This is a genomic window from Bradyrhizobium sp. P5_C11_2 (assembly GCF_054049755.1).
This window is the reverse complement of sequence record NZ_JBFULT010000033.1, coordinates 1-15,871: the sequence shown is the minus strand read 5'-3', so window position 1 is coordinate 15,871 and position 15,871 is coordinate 1. Positions and strand designations below refer to the sequence as shown.

Here is a 15,871-nt window from a genome sequence, read left to right as displayed (position 1 = left end):
GAAACGAGGATTGCTATCCTAGCGTGCTCGCGGCTTCCGACAAGGAAGCGATGGCATTCGCGGCCAAAATATAGTGATCCCGTCGTTTGGATTTATTCATGTCGCGTTCAGCAACGCGGGCCGACTTTTGCTCTCTTCGCAATTCCCGCAAGAGAAGAGTGCAACACCATGACCTTCGCCTCCCGTCTCGCCGTCGTCGCCCTCGCCTCGCTGCTCGCCACCGGCACCGCTTTCGCCCAGACCGCGGCACCGGCAGCCAAGACCGATACCAAGACCACAACYGCCGCCCCCGTGGACAAGAAGGCCCCGAAGGAGCATTCGGCCGAGTCGCTCGAATGCTCCAAGCAGGCCGATGCCAAGGGCCTGCACGGCAAGGAGCGCAAGAAATTCCGCTCCGAATGCATCAAGACCGCCAAGGCCGGCACCGCCGCCCCGGCTGCCGCGGACAAGAAGTAAGTCCGTCACATCCTCTCGGCTTCGGCGAGACGCGCRCGCATTGCGGCATGACGAGCCTGCAATTGTGCTGATCTCGCCGATTTGCAATAAGGTGGCGTGAAGCAAATCACCGCCTCCCTGCCGTTCGAATGGCCAAGCCGTGCCAAGGTTTTGAGCACGGTGGAGACCCTTGTTATCGGCACCGCCGGTGGACTCCTGTTTCTCGTCGCGGGCCTCCCCGGCGGCCTGATCTCGGGCTCCATGATCGCAGTCGGCATCGCCGCGATTGCCGGGCGCCAGCTCATGCTGCCGCCGCTCCTGACCCAGACCGTGCTCGTGCTGCTCGGCATATCGCTCGGCTCCGTCGTCTCGCGCCATTTGATCCAGCAGGTCAGTGCCTATCCCCTGACCATCGGGCTATTGGCGCTCGCAACCTTCTGCTCGACCTTCGGCTCGAGCTATTACCTCCAGCGCATCCATGGCTGGGACCGCACCTCGGCGTTCCTCGCCGGCAGTCCCGGCGCGCTGTCGCAGATCACGATCCTGGCGGTCGAACGCGGCGCCGATCTGCCGGGGATCGCGGTGGTGCAGACCCTGCGCGTCATCATCCTCACCGCGGCGCTGCCGATGGTGCTGGCGATCGCAGGCGTCGCGCCCTCCGCCGCGCCGTCACTGACGACGGTGATCGCCTCGCCGCTCGAGCTCGTCGCGCTGGTTGCCGCCTCGCTGGCGCTGGCGCTGCTGTTGCGGCTGATCAAGTTTCCGGCGAGCTGGATGTTCGGTGCGATGATCGGCTCCAGCGTGCTGCATGGCGCGGGCTGGGTCGAGGGCGGCCTGCCGAACTGGGTGCGCGGCGTGGCGCTGGTCGGCATCGGCGCGCTGATCGGCAGCCGTTTCGCGCGGATGCGGATCAAGACGCTCGCCGGCCATATCAACGCGGCGCTGGGCTCGTTTGCGGTGGCAATCGCCGTCTCCGGCATCTTCGTCGCGATCGTGGCGCTCACGACGCAAGTGAAATTCTCCGACGTCGTCGTCGCCTTCGCGCCAGGCGCGATGGACGCGATGCTGGCGCTGGCCCTGACGCTGCACATCGACCCGATCTTCGTCGGCGCCCATCATTTGTCGCGCTTCGTGTTCGTGACGATCGCGACCCCGGGCATCGTGCATTTGTTCGGCCGCACCCAGGACGACGTGGACGATTAGGTCTTCTCCCTCGCCCCGCTTGCGGGGAGAGGGTCGGGGTGAGGGGCTGCATCCACAATCGCGGTAATGGACGGACTCGCGGAGGCTCCCCCTCACCCGATCGCTTCGCGATCGACCTCTCCCCGCAAGCGGGGCGAGGTGATCAACCCCGCTTCACCGTCCGGACAAAACCCCAGGCGGCGATCGCGGCCATGAGCAGCGAGATCAGCACGTTGTAGCCGGCGAGCGAGAGGCCGAGGAAGCGCCACTGCACCTCGTCGCAGCGCACGACCTTGACGGTGTCGAGCCGCGACAACAGATCGCCGGCGCTGCCGAGATTAATGACGGGACCGGAGCAGTCGGTCGGCCCCTTCCAAAACCCCCATTCGACGCCGGAGTGATAGGTGCCGAGCCCGGCATTGGCGAGCGTCGCCAGCGCGAGGAGCGCAAGGCCGGCGAGCAGCAGCGGCCGCGGCGCGCCGCTTCTCGCCGCAAGCGCGGTGAGCGCGCCGAGCGGGATCGCCAGATAATAGGCGTAGCGCTGCTCCAGGCAGAGCGGACAGGGCAGGATCTCCAGCACGAGCTGGAAGAACCAGGCGCCCGCAATCGTCACTGCGGCGATCAGCGTGACCGCGAGCGAGGCGGTCAGCGCGGGGCCGGCGCCGGCCGGCCCGAACGCGGGTATTGCAGCACTCTGGGTCGTCACGGCAGCCTCGTTCGGATGGGGCGTCGCCCTAAGCCTCTAGCCCCGGCCCATCCGGCTGTCGAGAACGGCCGACATCACTTTGGCGCGGGTTGACCCCGCTTTGTCCATGGCTATAGTCCGCCGGCTTCGCGACGCCCGCTTTTGGGGGGCCGACCGAGGGCCCCTGTGGCGGAACTGGTAGACGCGCTCGACTCAAAATCGAGTTCCGCAAGGAGTGCTGGTTCGATTCCGGCCAGGGGCACCAAGCTTCGCTCGCTTCGCGAGCTACGCTTGGCACGGCCAGCCTCCGCTCTCGCGTAGCGAAGCGACGAGGCTTGCCCTGCGAAGCCTCTTGGCGAAGCAGGGCTGACATGGCCCCCTGCCCTAGCAATCGTCACATCTCCACTGTATAAGCCGGTAGCTTCTTCACTTAACCGAAGAGGCTCATATGAACGACCTGCACGCGTGGCTTTCCGAACAGCACCACGGTTTGCGGACCTTCCAGATCTTTCAGCAAAAGCTCGAGACGCTCGGCCGCGACGACCCCGGACAGCGCGGCCTGTGCCGCCTGCTGAGCAGCATGGTCGGCAGCTATGTCGAGACCTTCGACGAGGCCCCGCTGCCGGTCGAGGTCGCCGACGGCGCCTATCACCGCCTGCTGACGCTGGTCGCAAGCCTCGATCTCCACGCCGACGCCGACCGGCGGCTCGCCGACATCAACCGCGTGGCAACCTGCGAGCTCTGGCAGTGACGCCGCGAAGCGGCAGCGAGCGTCACCGGACCCGCGTGTAAGTCGTGGTCATCGTGTAGTTTTTGCGCGGACCCGACACCACGTGACGAACGACGAAGCGACCGTCGGCCAAGAAGGTGTAAGTCGACAGATAATTGTCGAGATTACAAAGATGGCGCGCGCTTCCGCTCAGCTCTCCTCCCGAAGGGGCAGACAGTGAAATCGCGTGAAACAGCCGCGGCGGATCCTCCTTGAAGAAGACCTCGAATCCRCTGTCGCTGTTGCTGAAGATGTAATCGCGCTCCGCCTGCAACTCGGTGCCGTTCAACAGCTTCAGATTTCCCTGTTCTCGATAGGCCAGCCGCCGCTCGTCCAAGGGCGCGAGGATCGCGACGCCCTGCATGGTCGCTTGACCTTCGATGACACGGTCGAACGACCAGGGGCCGATCAGTCTCCTCGTCACCTCCGCGGCGTCACCCCAGCCATCGATCATGGTTTCGTTCATATCCTTGGACCACCCCATTCAGCAACCGGTGCGGCCTCGGAGAGCCCGCGGCAGGGAGTTCGACTTCGCCGAGCCGATGCCTATATCCTACGGAGAACGGGTGTCGATGCAGCGAGCAATTTGATGACCAGGAGGCGCACGACAGAGCCGGACGCCGACGACCTCCCCCGCTATTTCGTCTGGGTCCGGGGCCTCGAAGGCCCCGAACCGCAGAAATGGACGGCGATGGATTTCGGCGTCGGTGACTGGAAGCGGCCGCTTGTGCTGGCCTATCTGGAGTTGCCGGAAGGCGAGCGGCATCTGCCATTGTCGGCGCTGGCGCGGCGATATCCGCCGCCGCGGGTGGATGTTTCGTAGGGTAGGCTCGCTCTCACTTGCCCCGCGCCGCGGTCGGCGTCAGGCCGAACCGCCGGCGAAAGCAGCGGTTGAAATATGAGAGGTCGTTGAAGCCGCAGGCAAAGGCGATGTCGCTGATACGGGTCTCGTCACGGGCGAGCAGGTCGGCAGCCTTGCGCAGGCGCAGCTCGGTGAGGCGGGTGGTGAAGCTGGCGCCGGCCTCGAACAGCAGCTCGTTGACGTAGCGTTCGGACAGGCCGGCGGCGGCCGCGAGTTTCTGCGCCGAAAAATCCGGCTCGTGGAAGCGTGCTTGCAGGATCGAGAGCACGGCCTTGAGCCGCACGGCGCGCAGGCCTCGGCGGCGCGCGGCGGCGGCGACATCGCTGCGGGCCCCTAAGCCAATTGCAGCCAGATCGAGCAGATGGCCGGCGATCGCCATGCCGGCCTCGTCGGCGGCAGCGGGTTGGCGCAGCAGAAGATCGCTGTAGTCCATCGCCAGCGACAACGCCCCGCCGGGCTCGAGTTCGCGGCCGACGAGATCGTCGACGCCGGGCACCATTGCCCGCAGCGTGTCGACCGGGAGATGCACGTTGGTGAAGCGCTTGTGGCTCGCGCCGTCGGCGGCGAAGAACGGCTCGTCCAGCTTCAACAGCACCATCGATCCCGGCTGCATGGTGAATTCGCGGCCACGATGGACCACCTGCGAAGAGCGATCGCCGGTATTGCGCGCGAGGCAAAAGCGGTCGTCACCGGTCTCGAGCACCTGGCGCTTTTCCCGCCGCACCGTGACGAAGCTGCCGTCGCAGCGGCCGAGCATGGTCGTGCCGACGTGGATCGAATTCATCGCTGCGCGGAACGGCACGTCGGAGGCCGGGTCGAGCTCGCCGGTGTTGGAGAAATGCTCGAACAGTTCGGCGAAACGGATGAAGCGCTGCCGGTCGGACAGATCCTGCGGCAGCATGTCGGTCGAGAGCGCTTTCCTGATGACGGACATCGAAAGAACTTCCGGAAAAGACTTTTGGGAAAAAGGTCGTGCAGGAAACCGGCGGCAGCCTGTCAGGCCGAAAATGAACGCCCGCTGAAGATCGGCGACCGCAAGCTATCAGCACRCCAACGTGAATCAAGCTGCGCCGGTCAGTCCAAGCCGCCGCACTTCCGGCGCCGGACAGTCCAAGACGGTCCACGCGGCCCAGCCATATTCAGGCGGCGGATGCGGGGCGCGGCTAGCGGTCGGTGTCCGGGCAACCGGGCGGCCCGAGCCTGACGCCCGCTGGAGGAGACAACGACATGGGAAGCTCTCTACCCCGCAGCCTCGTGCTCGGTGGCGTCATCGCGGCCAGCCTTTCGATCGGTTACGCGCTCGGCGCGCAGCCGCACATGGACGAGGCCATCGCGATCCTGCAATCGGCCCGCGCCGAGCTCGGCAAGGCCGAGCCGAACAAGGGCGGCCATCGCGAGAAGGCGATCGGCCTGATCGACCAGGCGATCGCCGAAGTGCGCGCCGGCATCGCGTTCGCGGCCGGGCATTGAAGCAACGGCATCAGGGAGCACACAACATGATGCGAACCGTCTTTAGCGCGGCCCTCGCGTTTGCCGCGATCACAGGCGTTGCCCAGGCGATGCCGCTCGCCTTGCCCGGCGCAAACATCAATGGCGATGTCATCGCGGTTGCCGGCGGCTGCGGCCCCGGCTGGCACCGCGGCCCATATGGCGGCTGCCTCAGGAACTACGCCAACCCCGCCGCGCATGCCTGCCCGCGCGGCTACCATGTCGGCCCCTATGGCGGCTGCCGCGGCAACGGCAGGTAACTGCCGGCCCAGACGGCCGTTTCGCAATAGCGGCCGCCTCGCAATAGGACTTAAAGCCCGGGCTTGCCCGGGTTTTCTTTTGCCAACTGTGGCGGAGTTCATAGACGGCCGGGGCAAGACGGCCCAATCGTTGTTGCTACCTCAGCGGGATTATGGGTGAGATACATCCATTATCATTTCACGATGAAATCACGGATTGAATTTAGAGGATGCCGCCTGAGCGGGGCTTAAAGCATCCCCCAGAATTTTTGGAGGAGTCCATGACGCACCAGGACGGGGCGCCGCAGGGCGGTCCTGCAAGGCCGGACCATACGCACGATGATCCAAGGGCCGCGGCGAATGCACCCGACGCACGGGCGCCGCGCAAGCTGGTGCTGTTCGCCGACGGCACGGGCAACGCGTTCACCAGCCAGGAATCCAGCGTCTGGCGTCTCTACGAGGCGCTCGACCATACCCAGCCCGACCAGATCGCCCACTACATCAAGGGCGTCGGCACCGCCGGCTGGGCGCCGCTCGCCGCGCTCGACGGCGCCACCGGCATCGGCGTGCCCGGCAACGTCCGCAAGCTCTACCGCTTCCTGTGCTGGAACTGGCGTCCCGGCGACGAGATCTACATCTTCGGCTTCAGCCGCGGCGCCTTCACCGCGCGCACGCTGGCGTCCATGATCGCAAGCCAGGGCCTGGTGCCGGCGGCGATCGGCGACACGCCGGTGTCGCATGGGGAAATGGAGCGCAACGTCATGGCCGCGTGGCGGGAATACCGCCGCCACACCGTGCCGTTGAAGAAGAGCCTGCCGACGATCTGGATCGCACGCTTCATCCGCGATGTCCTGCTCTATCTCTATCACTTGATTTGCAGGCACCGTTCCTACGCCGATGTCCGCGCGGCCATGAAGGGCCGCGAGGACATCGACATCGAATTCCTCGGGTTGTTCGATACGGTGGAGGCCTTCGGCGTCCCGATCGAGGAGCTGCGCGTCGCGATCGACTGGGCGATCTGGCCGATCTCGTTCCGCAATCACCGGCCCTCGCAAAAGGTCAAACACATCCGTCATGCGCTCGCGCTGGACGACGAGCGCACCACCTTCCATCCGCTGCGGATCGACCAGAGCCACCTGGCGCCCGACCAGACTGTCAAGGAGGTGTGGTTCGCCGGCGTCCATTCCGACATCGGCGGCGGCTATCCGGAGTCCACGCTGTCCTTCGTGCCGCTGGCCTGGATGGCCGATGAGCTCGGCGACAGGCTGCGCTTCCAGGACGGCGAGATCGAGCACTTCAAGGACTATCAATCAGCCATCGGACCGATGCACGATTCACGCGGCGGCGCCGCCGTGCTGTACCGCTACGGGCCGCGCCCGGTCCTCGCGGGCATCGTGAACGGCGGGTTGCCGGTCGTGCATTTCGCGGTCATCGAGCGCATGCTGTTCGGCTGCGACGATTACGCCCCGATCATGCTTCCGGCCGACTGCCTCGTGCTGCTGCCGGACGGAACGAAGCTGGCGCTGCGGCCGGATGGAGAGGACAAGGACCTCGCCGAGCAGCAGACGCGCGAGGTCATGAAAGCCGCCTATCTGGCAAAGGCCACGGGCCCGCGGCGCGAGAAGGAGGCCAGGGCATTCACCGCGATGAGCACGCCCGACGCCGCCATGTCGAGCCTCACGCGCGACACCGTGTGGTGGCGGCGCGTCGCCTATTTCTCGCTGCTGTTCATGGTCGGCGTGATCGCCGCCTGGCCGTGGATCGCGCACGCGCTGGTGCAGTGGTCCGAGGACCGTGCCCTGGAGGGCACCGRCACGCTGTCGGTCATCACCAACATCGACTGGGTGCTGGGCGCCGTGGTGGCGCCGCTCACCAATCTGCTGAGGGACGTATCGCCATCCTACGCGGCGCCCTGGCTCAACATCGCGACCTACTATCCGTTCCTGACCTCGATCGTCGCGATCATCACGCTGTGGGTCTGGAACAAGAACTCGCAGCTGCGCGACACCATCCAGGAACGCGCACGTCTCGCCTGGCATACGCCGCGCCGCAGGGCGAGCCAGAGCCACATCAGTGAGCCGGGCGTGTTGATGAGGTTCGGCCACTGGATGCGGATCAATGCCGGGCCCGCGCGCCTGGTCATCGCCAAAGGGCTGGTGCCGGCCATCTTCCTGCTCACGATCTTCGGCTCGGCGGCGCTCATTGCGTCGAGCAGCCTGTTCACCGGACGCCTCGCGCTTGGAAAGGTCTGCTCACCTCCCGCAATCAAGGATTCCGCCACGCTTCGGACCGGAACGCCAGTGCTCGATGAACCGATCGACGCAAGCGGACAGTTCGACACCCGGGATTTCTGCTGGTGGAGCGGGCTCGCCGTCGAGAAGGGCCGCAAATACCGCGTCTTCGTCGAGATCAAGGAGCCCTGGTTCGACCGCACCATCATGAGCGGCGTGAACGGATTCCAGACCTACCAGCCGCATCATTACTTGGCCCTGCCGGAGCGCCGCCTGTTCGGTGCGGACTGGTTCCAGCCCGTCGTTCGCGTCGGCAGCAAGGGCATCAACGACCTGCCGCTCAAGGCCGTCAACATGATGCCCGCCGACGAATTGCCGCGCCGGATGAGGCCGACCCTGCCTGCGGAGGACGATATCAGCAGAAGCAAGGACAGGTATCCGGTTCGGCTCGACGACACTGACGAGTTCAAGGGCAAGCTCGACAAGCTCGGCAACTTCCAGCCGATCCCGCAGGCCATGCTCGACGAGGCCCAACAGGTCTGGAAGAAGCAGGCGCTGGCCGGCCGCATCGTCGCGGAATTCGTGGCGCCCGACTCGGGCGAGTTGTTCTTCTACGTCAACGATGCCGTTCAGATATTCCCGCGGCTGCTCCCGGAATCGATGATCCCGTCCTGGCTCGACATCATCCAGGGGCCGCACGATCTGTACTACAGGAACAACAGCGGCACGGCGGCGATCAGGATCCAGCGCCTGCCGGCGCCGCCGATGCCGGCGGACAAGCCGACACCGCTGGCCAGCAAATAGCGGCAAGGCCGGCCGCGGCCGTGCTTCGCACGGTCGAGCGACACTCGCCCTCGGCCCGCTCCCAACGGAGTGGCAGAAGCCGCGCCCCCATGATTATGGGTGTCGCGGCGGCCGCGCTGCGGCTAAACTTGCTTGCGCCGCGGGGGACACGCGGTGCGGGACGATGATCATGACCGAACAGGGCGAGACGGGTGAGACCATCACCATCCTCCTCGTCGAGGACGACGCCCCGACCTGCTGGCGGCTCCAGGACGCGCTGGTCAAGGCCGGCTACGAGGTGCGCACGGCGGGCACGCTCGGCGAGGCCCGCAGCGCTCTTGGTGACGGCGCGCCGCGCGTGCTCCTGACCGATCTGCGGCTGCCCGACGGCCATGGCGTCGAACTGATCAGCGAGACCCGACGGCGCTTTCCCGACACCGAGATCATGGTGATCTCCGCGCTCGGGGACGAAGAGAGCGTGATCTCCGCGATCACCGTCGGCGCGACCGGCTATCTGCTCAAGGACGCCTTCCCGACCGACATCGCCACGACCGTGCGCGATCTGGTCGCCGGGCATTCGCCGATCTCGGCCTCGATCGCGCGCTTCATCGTGCGCAGAACGCAAGGTACCGCGCAAGTCACGGCCGAGCCGGCGCCCGGGCTCGTGCTCAACACCGCAAAACTCACCCCGCGCGAGATCGACATCCTCTGGGGCATCGCCAAGGGCTTCAGCTACGCCGAGATCGCGAGCCATCTCGGCCTGTCCAGGCAGACCGTGCCCGGCCACATCAAGAACATCTATCGCAAGCTCGAGGTGCACACCCGCGGCGAGGCGGTGTTCGAGGCGGTGCAGCAGGGCCTGATCAAGCTGTGAGCCAGGCCGTGAGCCATGTCGCGGCGAAGGCACCCACGCGCGCGCGGCGGCGGCTTCTCTCGCGCCTCGTGCCTTATCTGCTGCTCCAGGCGCTGATCGTGATCGCCACCATCCTCGGGCTGCGGCTGCTGCAGCCGAGCGATCCCGACGACTTTGCCGTGAGCGAATTTCTGTTGCGGGAGGACGGCGCGACGCGGCCGGTGACGCTGCCGCATTTCACGTCGTCGCGCTATTCGCTGGCCGACCCGCCGCTCTATTCGGGCACGTTCGTCTTCAAGCCGGATGCGGCAAACACGGCCTGGTCGGTGTTCCTGCCACGCTTCAGCAATGGCGTGGAGGTCGCGGTCAACGGCGTCGCGATCCTGGACTCCCGGCGCGATCCCACCGCCAACCGGCCCGACCGCAACACGCCGGAGATCACGGTGATCCCCTCGTCGCTGCTGCGCGACGGCAGCAACGACATCACCGTCCGGCTGCTGGTGTGGGGTCCGCTGCGCGGCTTCCTCGACACCGTCTATGTCGGGCCTGACGCGAGCCTGCGGGGAGCCTACGAGACGCGCACTCTGCTGTTCGTGACGCTGCCCGTGGTGTTCTCGGCCTGGCAGTCGCTGCTGGCGGTGATCCTCGCCATCATGTGGCTGATGCGGCGGCACGAGCCGGTCTATGGCGTGCTGGCGGCGGGAATGCTGGTCGGCGCGATGCAGGCCTTCGCGCCGGCGCCGCTGCCGCCCGCGCCCTATCCGCGGCTGGCCGCCATCCTGCTGGCGTCCGCGCCGATCGAGAGCGCGCTGGTGGTGACGTTCGCGGTGCTGTTCTTCGGCTGGCGCTGGCCGCGCTACGGGCTGCTGTTGTTCGTGCCGGGGCTCGTCATCCTGCTGGTCGGGCTCTTTGCAAGCCAGCCGATCCCGCGCATCACCTTCCTGTTCCTCGGGGTGCCGACCGTGGGCGTGTGCCTGATGCTGCTGGTCGTCATCCTGACGTGGGCGGTGATCAGGCGGCAGGACGCGGCGAGCTTTACCTTCGGCTGCGCCGTGACCATCGTGCTGACCTGCTGGTTTCACGACATGCTCTCGGCGTTCGAGTTCGTGTCGGACGATCGCACCTTCGTCACGCGGCTGTCCTATTCCGCGATGCTGGTGGCGATCGGCGCCGGACTGACCTGGCGCTTCGCCCGCGCGCTCAACGAGGTCGACAGTTTTGCCGGCCAGCTCGTCGCACGCGTGCGCGAGGCCGAGGAGCGGCTGAAGGCGAGCTTTGCCCGCGAGGAGGAACGCGCGCGGGCCGCGGCGCTCGCCAACGAGCGCACGCGGCTGATGCGCGACCTGCATGACGGCCTCGGCGGCCAGCTCGTCAGCATCGTCGCGCTGTCCGAGCGCGGACACGAGGGCGCGACCATCACGAATGCGGCGCGCGCCGCGCTGAAGGATCTCCGCCTCGTCATCGACTCCATGGACGACATCGGCGGCGACCTCATGCTGGCGCTCGGCTCCTGGCGCGAGCGCGCGGCGGCGCTATTGCGGCCGCACGACATCGCCCTCGACTGGCGCGTGGCGACGCCGCAAGGCCTGCCGTTGCATCCCGAGTTGCGGCCATGGCACGTCATCCAGATCGTGCGCATCCTCGACGAAGCCGTGACCAATGCGGCGAAGCACGCTGGCGCCCGCCACATCACGGTCACCATCGAGACGCTCGACGATGGCCAAGGGAACGGGCATGGGGACGGCCAAAGGAACGGCCAAGGGAACGGCCATGGGCCGTATGGCGTGATCAGCGTCGCGGACGACGGCCGTGGTTTTGCGCTGGCCGGCAACGGCGAAGCCGTGAGCGCGGGACAGACGGCGCGCGGCTTGCGCAACATGAAAAGCCGCGCCGCGCGCTGCGGAGCGACGCTCGATCTGAGCTCGGACATGTCGGGCACGCGTGTGCGGCTGCAATTGCCGCAGCGCTTTCCCGACAGCGACGCGGCCGCGGGCTGAAAAGCCCCCTCCCCGAACGTGTGGGGCGCACGGAGAGAGGGGTCGGGCCGGGATTTTGGCCTGCGGAGGACGGGGGGGGGGTCGCTCGCAAGGCATCCCTTCGCCCAAGCTCTTCCCTTCTTCTCCCTCTGCCCGCATCCGCCTTCGCCAAAGCTTCGGCGGACAAGAGCGGGGCGAGGTGAAGAGGGAGCAGGCTCAGCGCACGCCGACGCGATTGACCGGGCCGCCGCGATTCATCGGCGTGCCGGCGCGAACGCCAACGCCGGGCGCGCCGACGCCGGGGGTCACCACCGCCGCCGCGGCGACCGGCGCCGCCACCACCGCTGCGGTCGGCCGCACCACGCAGCCCTTGGGCACGCCGACCGTCTTGCARTAGACCACCGCATGCGCGGGGCTTGCGCCCAGCGACACCATGGCCGCGCCGGACAGCGCTGCAACCGCCAGCCCGACGCTCAACGCTCCTGCCTTTCGCAACATCTAGCTCTCCTGCTTCCCGTTCGGCTTCGCGATGCAACCATCGGTTCTCGCGGCCGACGTGCAGCCTCAATGGCAAAAGACGGCGCGTGGATACATGCCATGAAGATGGGGGTGCGGCCGGCGTCGCCGGACCCGACACCGCGCCCCGACGCCATGAACATGGCATGGACCGGCCGCCGGCCCGTGCGCGAAGTTCGCCGCCGCTTGATCTCAAGCCGGACAACGACGTTTCCCAACAGAGGTGATTTATGAAGATTTCGGTTCTTGCCGCGCTGCTGCTCGCCACGGCCATCCTGCCCGCGTCGGCGCAATCCGGCCCCACGCTCCAGGAGCAGATGGCCTGCCGCAGCGACGCCAGCAAATTCTGCGCCGAACATGTCGGCAAGCCGCCGCAGATGAACGCATGCCTGCGCGACAACAAGGCGAAGCTGTCGGACGCCTGCCGCAAGGTCGTGGAGTCGCACGGGGGGTGAGACGACCGTCATTCCGGGGCGCGCCCCCGAACTCGGGTATACCGAGTTCGACCTTCTTGAGATGTCCAAGTCGGCAACAGCCGACTTGGACGCGCGAGCCCGGAATCCATCTCGCCACATCTCTGCGGATAAATAGATTCCGGGCCTGCGTGCTGCGCACGAATCCCGGAATGACGAGAGCTGGTCCAAAGCACAAATCTTGCAGGCACTCTGCGTCACGACGCTGTGACTGCTGGAGTGCTCTGCAATGTACGACACGATCATCGTGGGGGCCGGCTCGGCCGGCTGTGTGCTGGCCAACCGGCTGTCGGCCGATCCGGGCCGCAAGGTGCTGGTGCTGGAGGCCGGCCGGGCTGCGCCGCTGGCCTCGGACATTCCGTCGGACTGGCCGACGATGTTCAACACGGCGGTCGACTGGGGCTATTACACCGAACCGCAGGCCGGCTGCCGCGGACGGCGGATCTTCTGGCCGCGCGGCAAGATGGTCGGCGGCTCCGGCGCGATGAACGCGATGATCTATATCCGCGGCCTGCCCTCCGACTACGACGGATGGGAGCAGGCGGGCTGCGCGGGATGGGCCTGGCGCGACGTGCTGCCAAAGTTCATCGGCTTCGAGAGCAACGCGCGCTTCACCGACGATCCCTTCCACGGCACGCGCGGYCCGCTGCATGTGGCCGACGTTCCCCATGTCGATCCGAACGAGCTGAAATGGCTGGAGGCAGCGCAGGCGGCGGGGCTGCCGCACAATCCCGACTTCAACGGCGCCACCCAGGAAGGCGCGGGCTTCTTCCAGTTCGTCATCAAGGACGGCGAGCGCTTCGGCACCGGCAAGGCTTATTTGCGTCCGGTGCTGACGCGCCCCAATCTCGCGCTGAAGACCGGCGTGCGCGTGACCCGCATCATCGTCGAACGCGGCCGCGCGATCGGCGTCGAATATCTCGAGAACGGGCAGCCGAAGAGCGCCTTTGCCACCAGCGAGGTGGTGCTCGCGTCCGGCGCCATCGGCTCGGCGCAGCAGCTTCTGCTCTCTGGCATAGGCCCGGCCGACGAATTGAAGGCGGCGGGCGTCGGCGTCGTGCACGACCTGCCCGGCGTCGGCAAGGATCTCCAGGATCACATCAACATCCCCATCACGTTCTACACCAGGGAGAAGATCGGCGTCGGCGCCTGGACGGAGCAGAGCCTGGCCGCGAGCCTCGGGGAATGGCAGGCGAGCCGCAGCGGCCCGCGCACCTCGCCCTGGGTCGCGGCCGGCGCGCATGTGAGAAGCCGTCCCGACGTCGAGCCCGATCTTCAGCTCTACGGCGCGATCAGCCCGCACCGCGACTATGTCCGCTTCCTGTCATCGAAACCCGGCATCACGCTGCACGCGACGCTGCAACGGCCGAACAGCCGCGGCCGGATCACGCTGCGCTCGGCCGATCCGATCGAACACCCCGCGATCGATCCCGGCTATTTCGTCTCGGATGCCGGCGGCGCTGACATCGCCACGATGATCGAGGGCGTGCGCATCAACCGCCGCATCGCCGCGCAATCGCCGCTGAAGGAGATGATCGAAGGCGAAATCACGCCGAGCGCGGAAGCGATCAGCGATGCCGAGATCGCCGACTATATCAGGGGCCATTGCACCACGCTCTATCACGCCGCCTCGACCTGCCGGATGGGCATGGACGATCTGGCCGTCGTCGATCCGCAACGGTTGCAGGTGCGCGGCATCGACGGCCTGCATGTCGCCGACGCCTCGGTGATCCCGATCATGATCTCCGGCAACATCCAGACGCCGACGATCCTGATCGCCGAATGTGCCGCGGCGGCGATCCTGGGCTGAAGGCTAGTCGTCGAACGGCCTCATCTGCGGGAATCCGCCGCGCCGACGGCCCGCGACATCGCGCGTATCGGAATCCTGGCGCACGTTGCGTGCGACATCATCCCAGTCAGTGCGATCACGCATGCCGCGCGGTTCGTGGGAGTCGTAGTGGCGGCGCGCGACCCAGCGCTCGTGGCGCTCGATCCGGCGCCGCTCGGACGCGGCGCGCTTCAGGTCGGAATCCCTCGCCTTGGCATAGGCGCTGTCGGGTGCGGATGACGGCTCTGTCGATGCCTGCTGCTCGGCAGGCCTGGCGATTGGCGCGGGCGATGCGGGTGCCGGCTCGACCGCGACGGCTTGCGAAGGCTGCGGCGCCGGCGGTTCGGCATTTGCCTGAGTGGTCTGCGTATCGGGCTTTGCTTCGTCCTGCGCCTGCGCGGGCGCGGCGATCATCGCGCCGAAGGCTTGCGAGCCGGTGACATATTGGATGCGTTCCAACGGCGCGTTCGTGGTCGTCGCGGCCACGGGCTCGGCGCGCCGTTCCATCTTGCTGCCGTCCGGCCCCTGCTTGGGCGCGGTCGGATGCATGATGTTGCCGGCGACGATGCCGCCACCGAGACCAACGGCGATGGCGGCGACGATCGAGCCGGCACCGACGAAATAAGCTGTCGAGACGCGCATTGGCCCACTCCCTGTCTGAAGCGGGCAACGCGTGAGGATTACCGGAGGTTCCCGATATCGGCGGTTCCCTGAAGCGCGATGAGAAGTCATCGCGATTCAGCTCATCGTTTGCGCATGATCTTTACGGAAAACCGCTGCTCACTTTTCCGGATCATGCGCGCGGGAACCCGCGGGTCAGATCTGCTGCGCGACCTTTTCCAGCCCGATGATGCGGGCGAGCTTGCGCACTTCTTCCTTCTGATCGTCCCGCAACTGGAACAGCAGCGGCATTGCGGCCGACTTCAACTGCTGGACCTCGTCGCAGTTCGGATCGATCGGCACGCCCGGCGCGTTCGGGTTGGAGAGCTTGTTTGCCGAGATCTTGCGAACGACATTGCGCAGCGCGGTCTCGACCGAGGGCCAGTAATATTCCTGCGACGACGACAGCTTCAGGCGATCCCTGATGCCCGCGATCTGGGCTTCGGACAGCAGCGAATAGTTCTTTTGCGGCTGCGGCTTGGCGGCCACTTTCGGCTTGGCGGCGGCTTCAGCGGCGGGAGCCTCGTTGACGCTCGCCCTTGGCAACGGGAAATCGGACGGCGTTGCGGCGGCAAAGGCCTGGCGCAGCGGCTCGGTCAAGACGGGCGCCTGCGCAAGCTTGTCGGCGGGCACTTGCACCGGCTCGATCGCGGCCGAGGCCAGCGCCAGCGTCGGAATCAGCCGGTCGGCCTTGGCGGCACGGTTGGTTGCGAGCGGCTTCGGCGGCGGCGGCTCCGTGATCATCTCCGCGCTGACGCTGGGCACGCTGTCGCGGCCGAGAATGGCGGTGGTGGCGGCGCCAAGGACGAGGAAGCAGGTCAGCACGACGATGGTGATGGTTTTGGACAAACGTCTCTCCGCGCCCAGCTTCAAGTCCACGTGATCACTGCC

General features: G+C 66.8%; 17 protein-coding genes and 1 tRNA gene. 12 read left to right on the top strand and 6 right to left on the bottom strand.

What is annotated here, in order from left to right:
- Nucleotides 1-168 precede the first annotated feature (168 nt).
- Together ACXJL8_RS05930 and ACXJL8_RS05925 are read left to right on the top strand one after the other, a co-directional pair.
- Entirely contained in the window at nucleotides 169-456 is a 288-nt protein-coding gene (locus ACXJL8_RS05930; protein ID WP_456617270.1) for a PsiF family protein, read from the top strand.
- Nucleotides 457-552: 96 nt separating this feature from the next.
- Entirely contained in the window at nucleotides 553-1,638 is a 1,086-nt protein-coding gene (locus tag ACXJL8_RS05925) for an AbrB family transcriptional regulator (protein WP_456617269.1), read from the top strand.
- A gap of 142 nt (nucleotides 1,639-1,780) precedes the next feature.
- Here ACXJL8_RS05925 and ACXJL8_RS05920 read toward each other — a convergent pair whose 3' ends face one another.
- Nucleotides 1,781-2,323 (bottom strand): disulfide bond formation protein B, encoded by a 543-nt coding sequence (locus ACXJL8_RS05920; RefSeq protein ID WP_456623581.1) that lies wholly within the window; start codon nucleotides 2,321-2,323, stop codon nucleotides 1,781-1,783.
- A 159-nt stretch (nucleotides 2,324-2,482) separates the two neighbouring features.
- On the opposite strand from ACXJL8_RS05920, the gene ACXJL8_RS05915 reads away from it, so the two are divergent.
- Together ACXJL8_RS05915 and ACXJL8_RS05910 are read left to right on the top strand one after the other, a co-directional pair.
- Nucleotides 2,483-2,567, top strand: a tRNA-Leu gene (locus ACXJL8_RS05915).
- A 183-nt stretch (nucleotides 2,568-2,750) separates the two neighbouring features.
- Complete coding sequence (locus tag ACXJL8_RS05910; protein ID WP_456623582.1) at nucleotides 2,751-3,053, top strand: hypothetical protein; 303 nt, start codon at nucleotides 2,751-2,753, stop codon at nucleotides 3,051-3,053.
- A 22-nt stretch (nucleotides 3,054-3,075) separates the two neighbouring features.
- On the opposite strand, the gene ACXJL8_RS05905 is transcribed toward ACXJL8_RS05910, so the two are convergent.
- Nucleotides 3,076-3,537 (bottom strand): DUF6314 family protein, encoded by a 462-nt coding sequence (locus ACXJL8_RS05905; RefSeq protein WP_456623583.1) that lies wholly within the window; start codon nucleotides 3,535-3,537, stop codon nucleotides 3,076-3,078.
- A gap of 123 nt (nucleotides 3,538-3,660) precedes the next feature.
- Between ACXJL8_RS05905 and ACXJL8_RS05900 the strand changes: the two genes are divergently transcribed.
- Nucleotides 3,661-3,894, top strand: coding sequence for a hypothetical protein (locus ACXJL8_RS05900; protein WP_456623584.1), 234 nt, complete (start codon nucleotides 3,661-3,663; stop codon nucleotides 3,892-3,894).
- Between the two features lie 13 nt (nucleotides 3,895-3,907).
- Here ACXJL8_RS05900 and ACXJL8_RS05895 read toward each other — a convergent pair whose 3' ends face one another.
- The gene (locus tag ACXJL8_RS05895) at nucleotides 3,908-4,867 is read right to left on the bottom strand and encodes an AraC family transcriptional regulator (protein ID WP_456623585.1); all 960 of its coding nucleotides are present in this window, start codon (nucleotides 4,865-4,867) and stop codon (nucleotides 3,908-3,910) included.
- A gap of 293 nt (nucleotides 4,868-5,160) precedes the next feature.
- Between ACXJL8_RS05895 and ACXJL8_RS05890 the strand changes: the two genes are divergently transcribed.
- The 5 genes from ACXJL8_RS05890 to ACXJL8_RS05870 all read left to right on the top strand — a co-directional run bounded on the left by ACXJL8_RS05890 (nucleotide 5,161) and on the right by ACXJL8_RS05870 (nucleotide 11,524).
- Nucleotides 5,161-5,403 (top strand): hypothetical protein, encoded by a 243-nt coding sequence (locus ACXJL8_RS05890; protein WP_456623586.1) that lies wholly within the window; start codon nucleotides 5,161-5,163, stop codon nucleotides 5,401-5,403.
- Nucleotides 5,404-5,429: 26 nt separating this feature from the next.
- Nucleotides 5,430-5,681: a GCG_CRPN prefix-to-repeats domain-containing protein gene (locus tag ACXJL8_RS05885; protein WP_456623587.1), complete on the top strand. Its 252-nt coding sequence runs from the start codon at nucleotides 5,430-5,432 to the stop codon at nucleotides 5,679-5,681.
- A gap of 260 nt (nucleotides 5,682-5,941) precedes the next feature.
- Nucleotides 5,942-8,695, top strand: a complete 2,754-nt coding sequence (locus ACXJL8_RS05880; protein ID WP_456684745.1) for a DUF2235 domain-containing protein — start codon at nucleotides 5,942-5,944, stop codon at nucleotides 8,693-8,695.
- Between the two features lie 169 nt (nucleotides 8,696-8,864).
- Complete coding sequence (locus ACXJL8_RS05875) at nucleotides 8,865-9,548, top strand: response regulator (RefSeq protein WP_456623589.1); 684 nt, start codon at nucleotides 8,865-8,867, stop codon at nucleotides 9,546-9,548.
- Nucleotides 9,549-9,556: 8 nt separating this feature from the next.
- Nucleotides 9,557-11,524 (top strand): sensor histidine kinase, encoded by a 1,968-nt coding sequence (locus ACXJL8_RS05870; RefSeq protein ID WP_456623617.1) that lies wholly within the window; start codon nucleotides 9,557-9,559, stop codon nucleotides 11,522-11,524.
- Nucleotides 11,525-11,719: 195 nt separating this feature from the next.
- Here the strand turns inward: ACXJL8_RS05870 and ACXJL8_RS05865 are convergent, their stop codons facing one another.
- Nucleotides 11,720-12,001 (bottom strand): hypothetical protein, encoded by a 282-nt coding sequence (locus ACXJL8_RS05865; RefSeq protein WP_456623590.1) that lies wholly within the window; start codon nucleotides 11,999-12,001, stop codon nucleotides 11,720-11,722.
- A gap of 248 nt (nucleotides 12,002-12,249) precedes the next feature.
- Here ACXJL8_RS05865 and ACXJL8_RS05860 point away from each other — a divergent pair, with 248 nt between their 5' ends.
- On the top strand, nucleotides 12,250-12,474 hold the full coding sequence (locus ACXJL8_RS05860) for a cysteine rich repeat-containing protein (RefSeq protein WP_456623591.1): 225 nt from the start codon (nucleotides 12,250-12,252) through the stop codon (nucleotides 12,472-12,474).
- Between the two features lie 247 nt (nucleotides 12,475-12,721).
- Nucleotides 12,722-14,302: a GMC family oxidoreductase gene (locus ACXJL8_RS05855; RefSeq protein WP_456623592.1), complete on the top strand. Its 1,581-nt coding sequence runs from the start codon at nucleotides 12,722-12,724 to the stop codon at nucleotides 14,300-14,302.
- Nucleotides 14,303-14,305: 3 nt separating this feature from the next.
- On the opposite strand, the gene ACXJL8_RS05850 is transcribed toward ACXJL8_RS05855, so the two are convergent.
- On the bottom strand, nucleotides 14,306-14,962 hold the full coding sequence (locus ACXJL8_RS05850; protein WP_456623593.1) for a hypothetical protein: 657 nt from the start codon (nucleotides 14,960-14,962) through the stop codon (nucleotides 14,306-14,308).
- Between the two features lie 174 nt (nucleotides 14,963-15,136).
- The gene (locus ACXJL8_RS05845; protein WP_456623594.1) at nucleotides 15,137-15,829 is read right to left on the bottom strand and encodes a hypothetical protein; all 693 of its coding nucleotides are present in this window, start codon (nucleotides 15,827-15,829) and stop codon (nucleotides 15,137-15,139) included.
- Between the last annotated feature and the right edge of the window lie 42 nt (nucleotides 15,830-15,871).

Excerpts from the sequence above, each read along its gene's own strand:
- ACXJL8_RS05910 (WP_456623582.1), top strand. The coding sequence starts at position 2,751 with ATGAACGACCTGCACGCGTGGCTTTCCGAACAGCACCACGGTTTGCGG.
- ACXJL8_RS05900 (WP_456623584.1), top strand. The coding sequence starts at position 3,661 with ATGACCAGGAGGCGCACGACAGAGCCGGACGCCGACGACCTCCCCCGC.
- ACXJL8_RS05895 (WP_456623585.1), bottom strand. The coding sequence starts at position 4,867 with ATGTCCGTCATCAGGAAAGCGCTCTCGACCGACATGCTGCCGCAGGAT.
- ACXJL8_RS05890 (WP_456623586.1), top strand. The coding sequence starts at position 5,161 with ATGGGAAGCTCTCTACCCCGCAGCCTCGTGCTCGGTGGCGTCATCGCG.
- ACXJL8_RS05885 (WP_456623587.1), top strand. The coding sequence starts at position 5,430 with ATGATGCGAACCGTCTTTAGCGCGGCCCTCGCGTTTGCCGCGATCACA.
- ACXJL8_RS05875 (WP_456623589.1), top strand. The coding sequence starts at position 8,865 with ATGACCGAACAGGGCGAGACGGGTGAGACCATCACCATCCTCCTCGTC.
- ACXJL8_RS05860 (WP_456623591.1), top strand. The coding sequence starts at position 12,250 with ATGAAGATTTCGGTTCTTGCCGCGCTGCTGCTCGCCACGGCCATCCTG.
- ACXJL8_RS05850 (WP_456623593.1), bottom strand. The coding sequence starts at position 14,962 with ATGCGCGTCTCGACAGCTTATTTCGTCGGTGCCGGCTCGATCGTCGCC.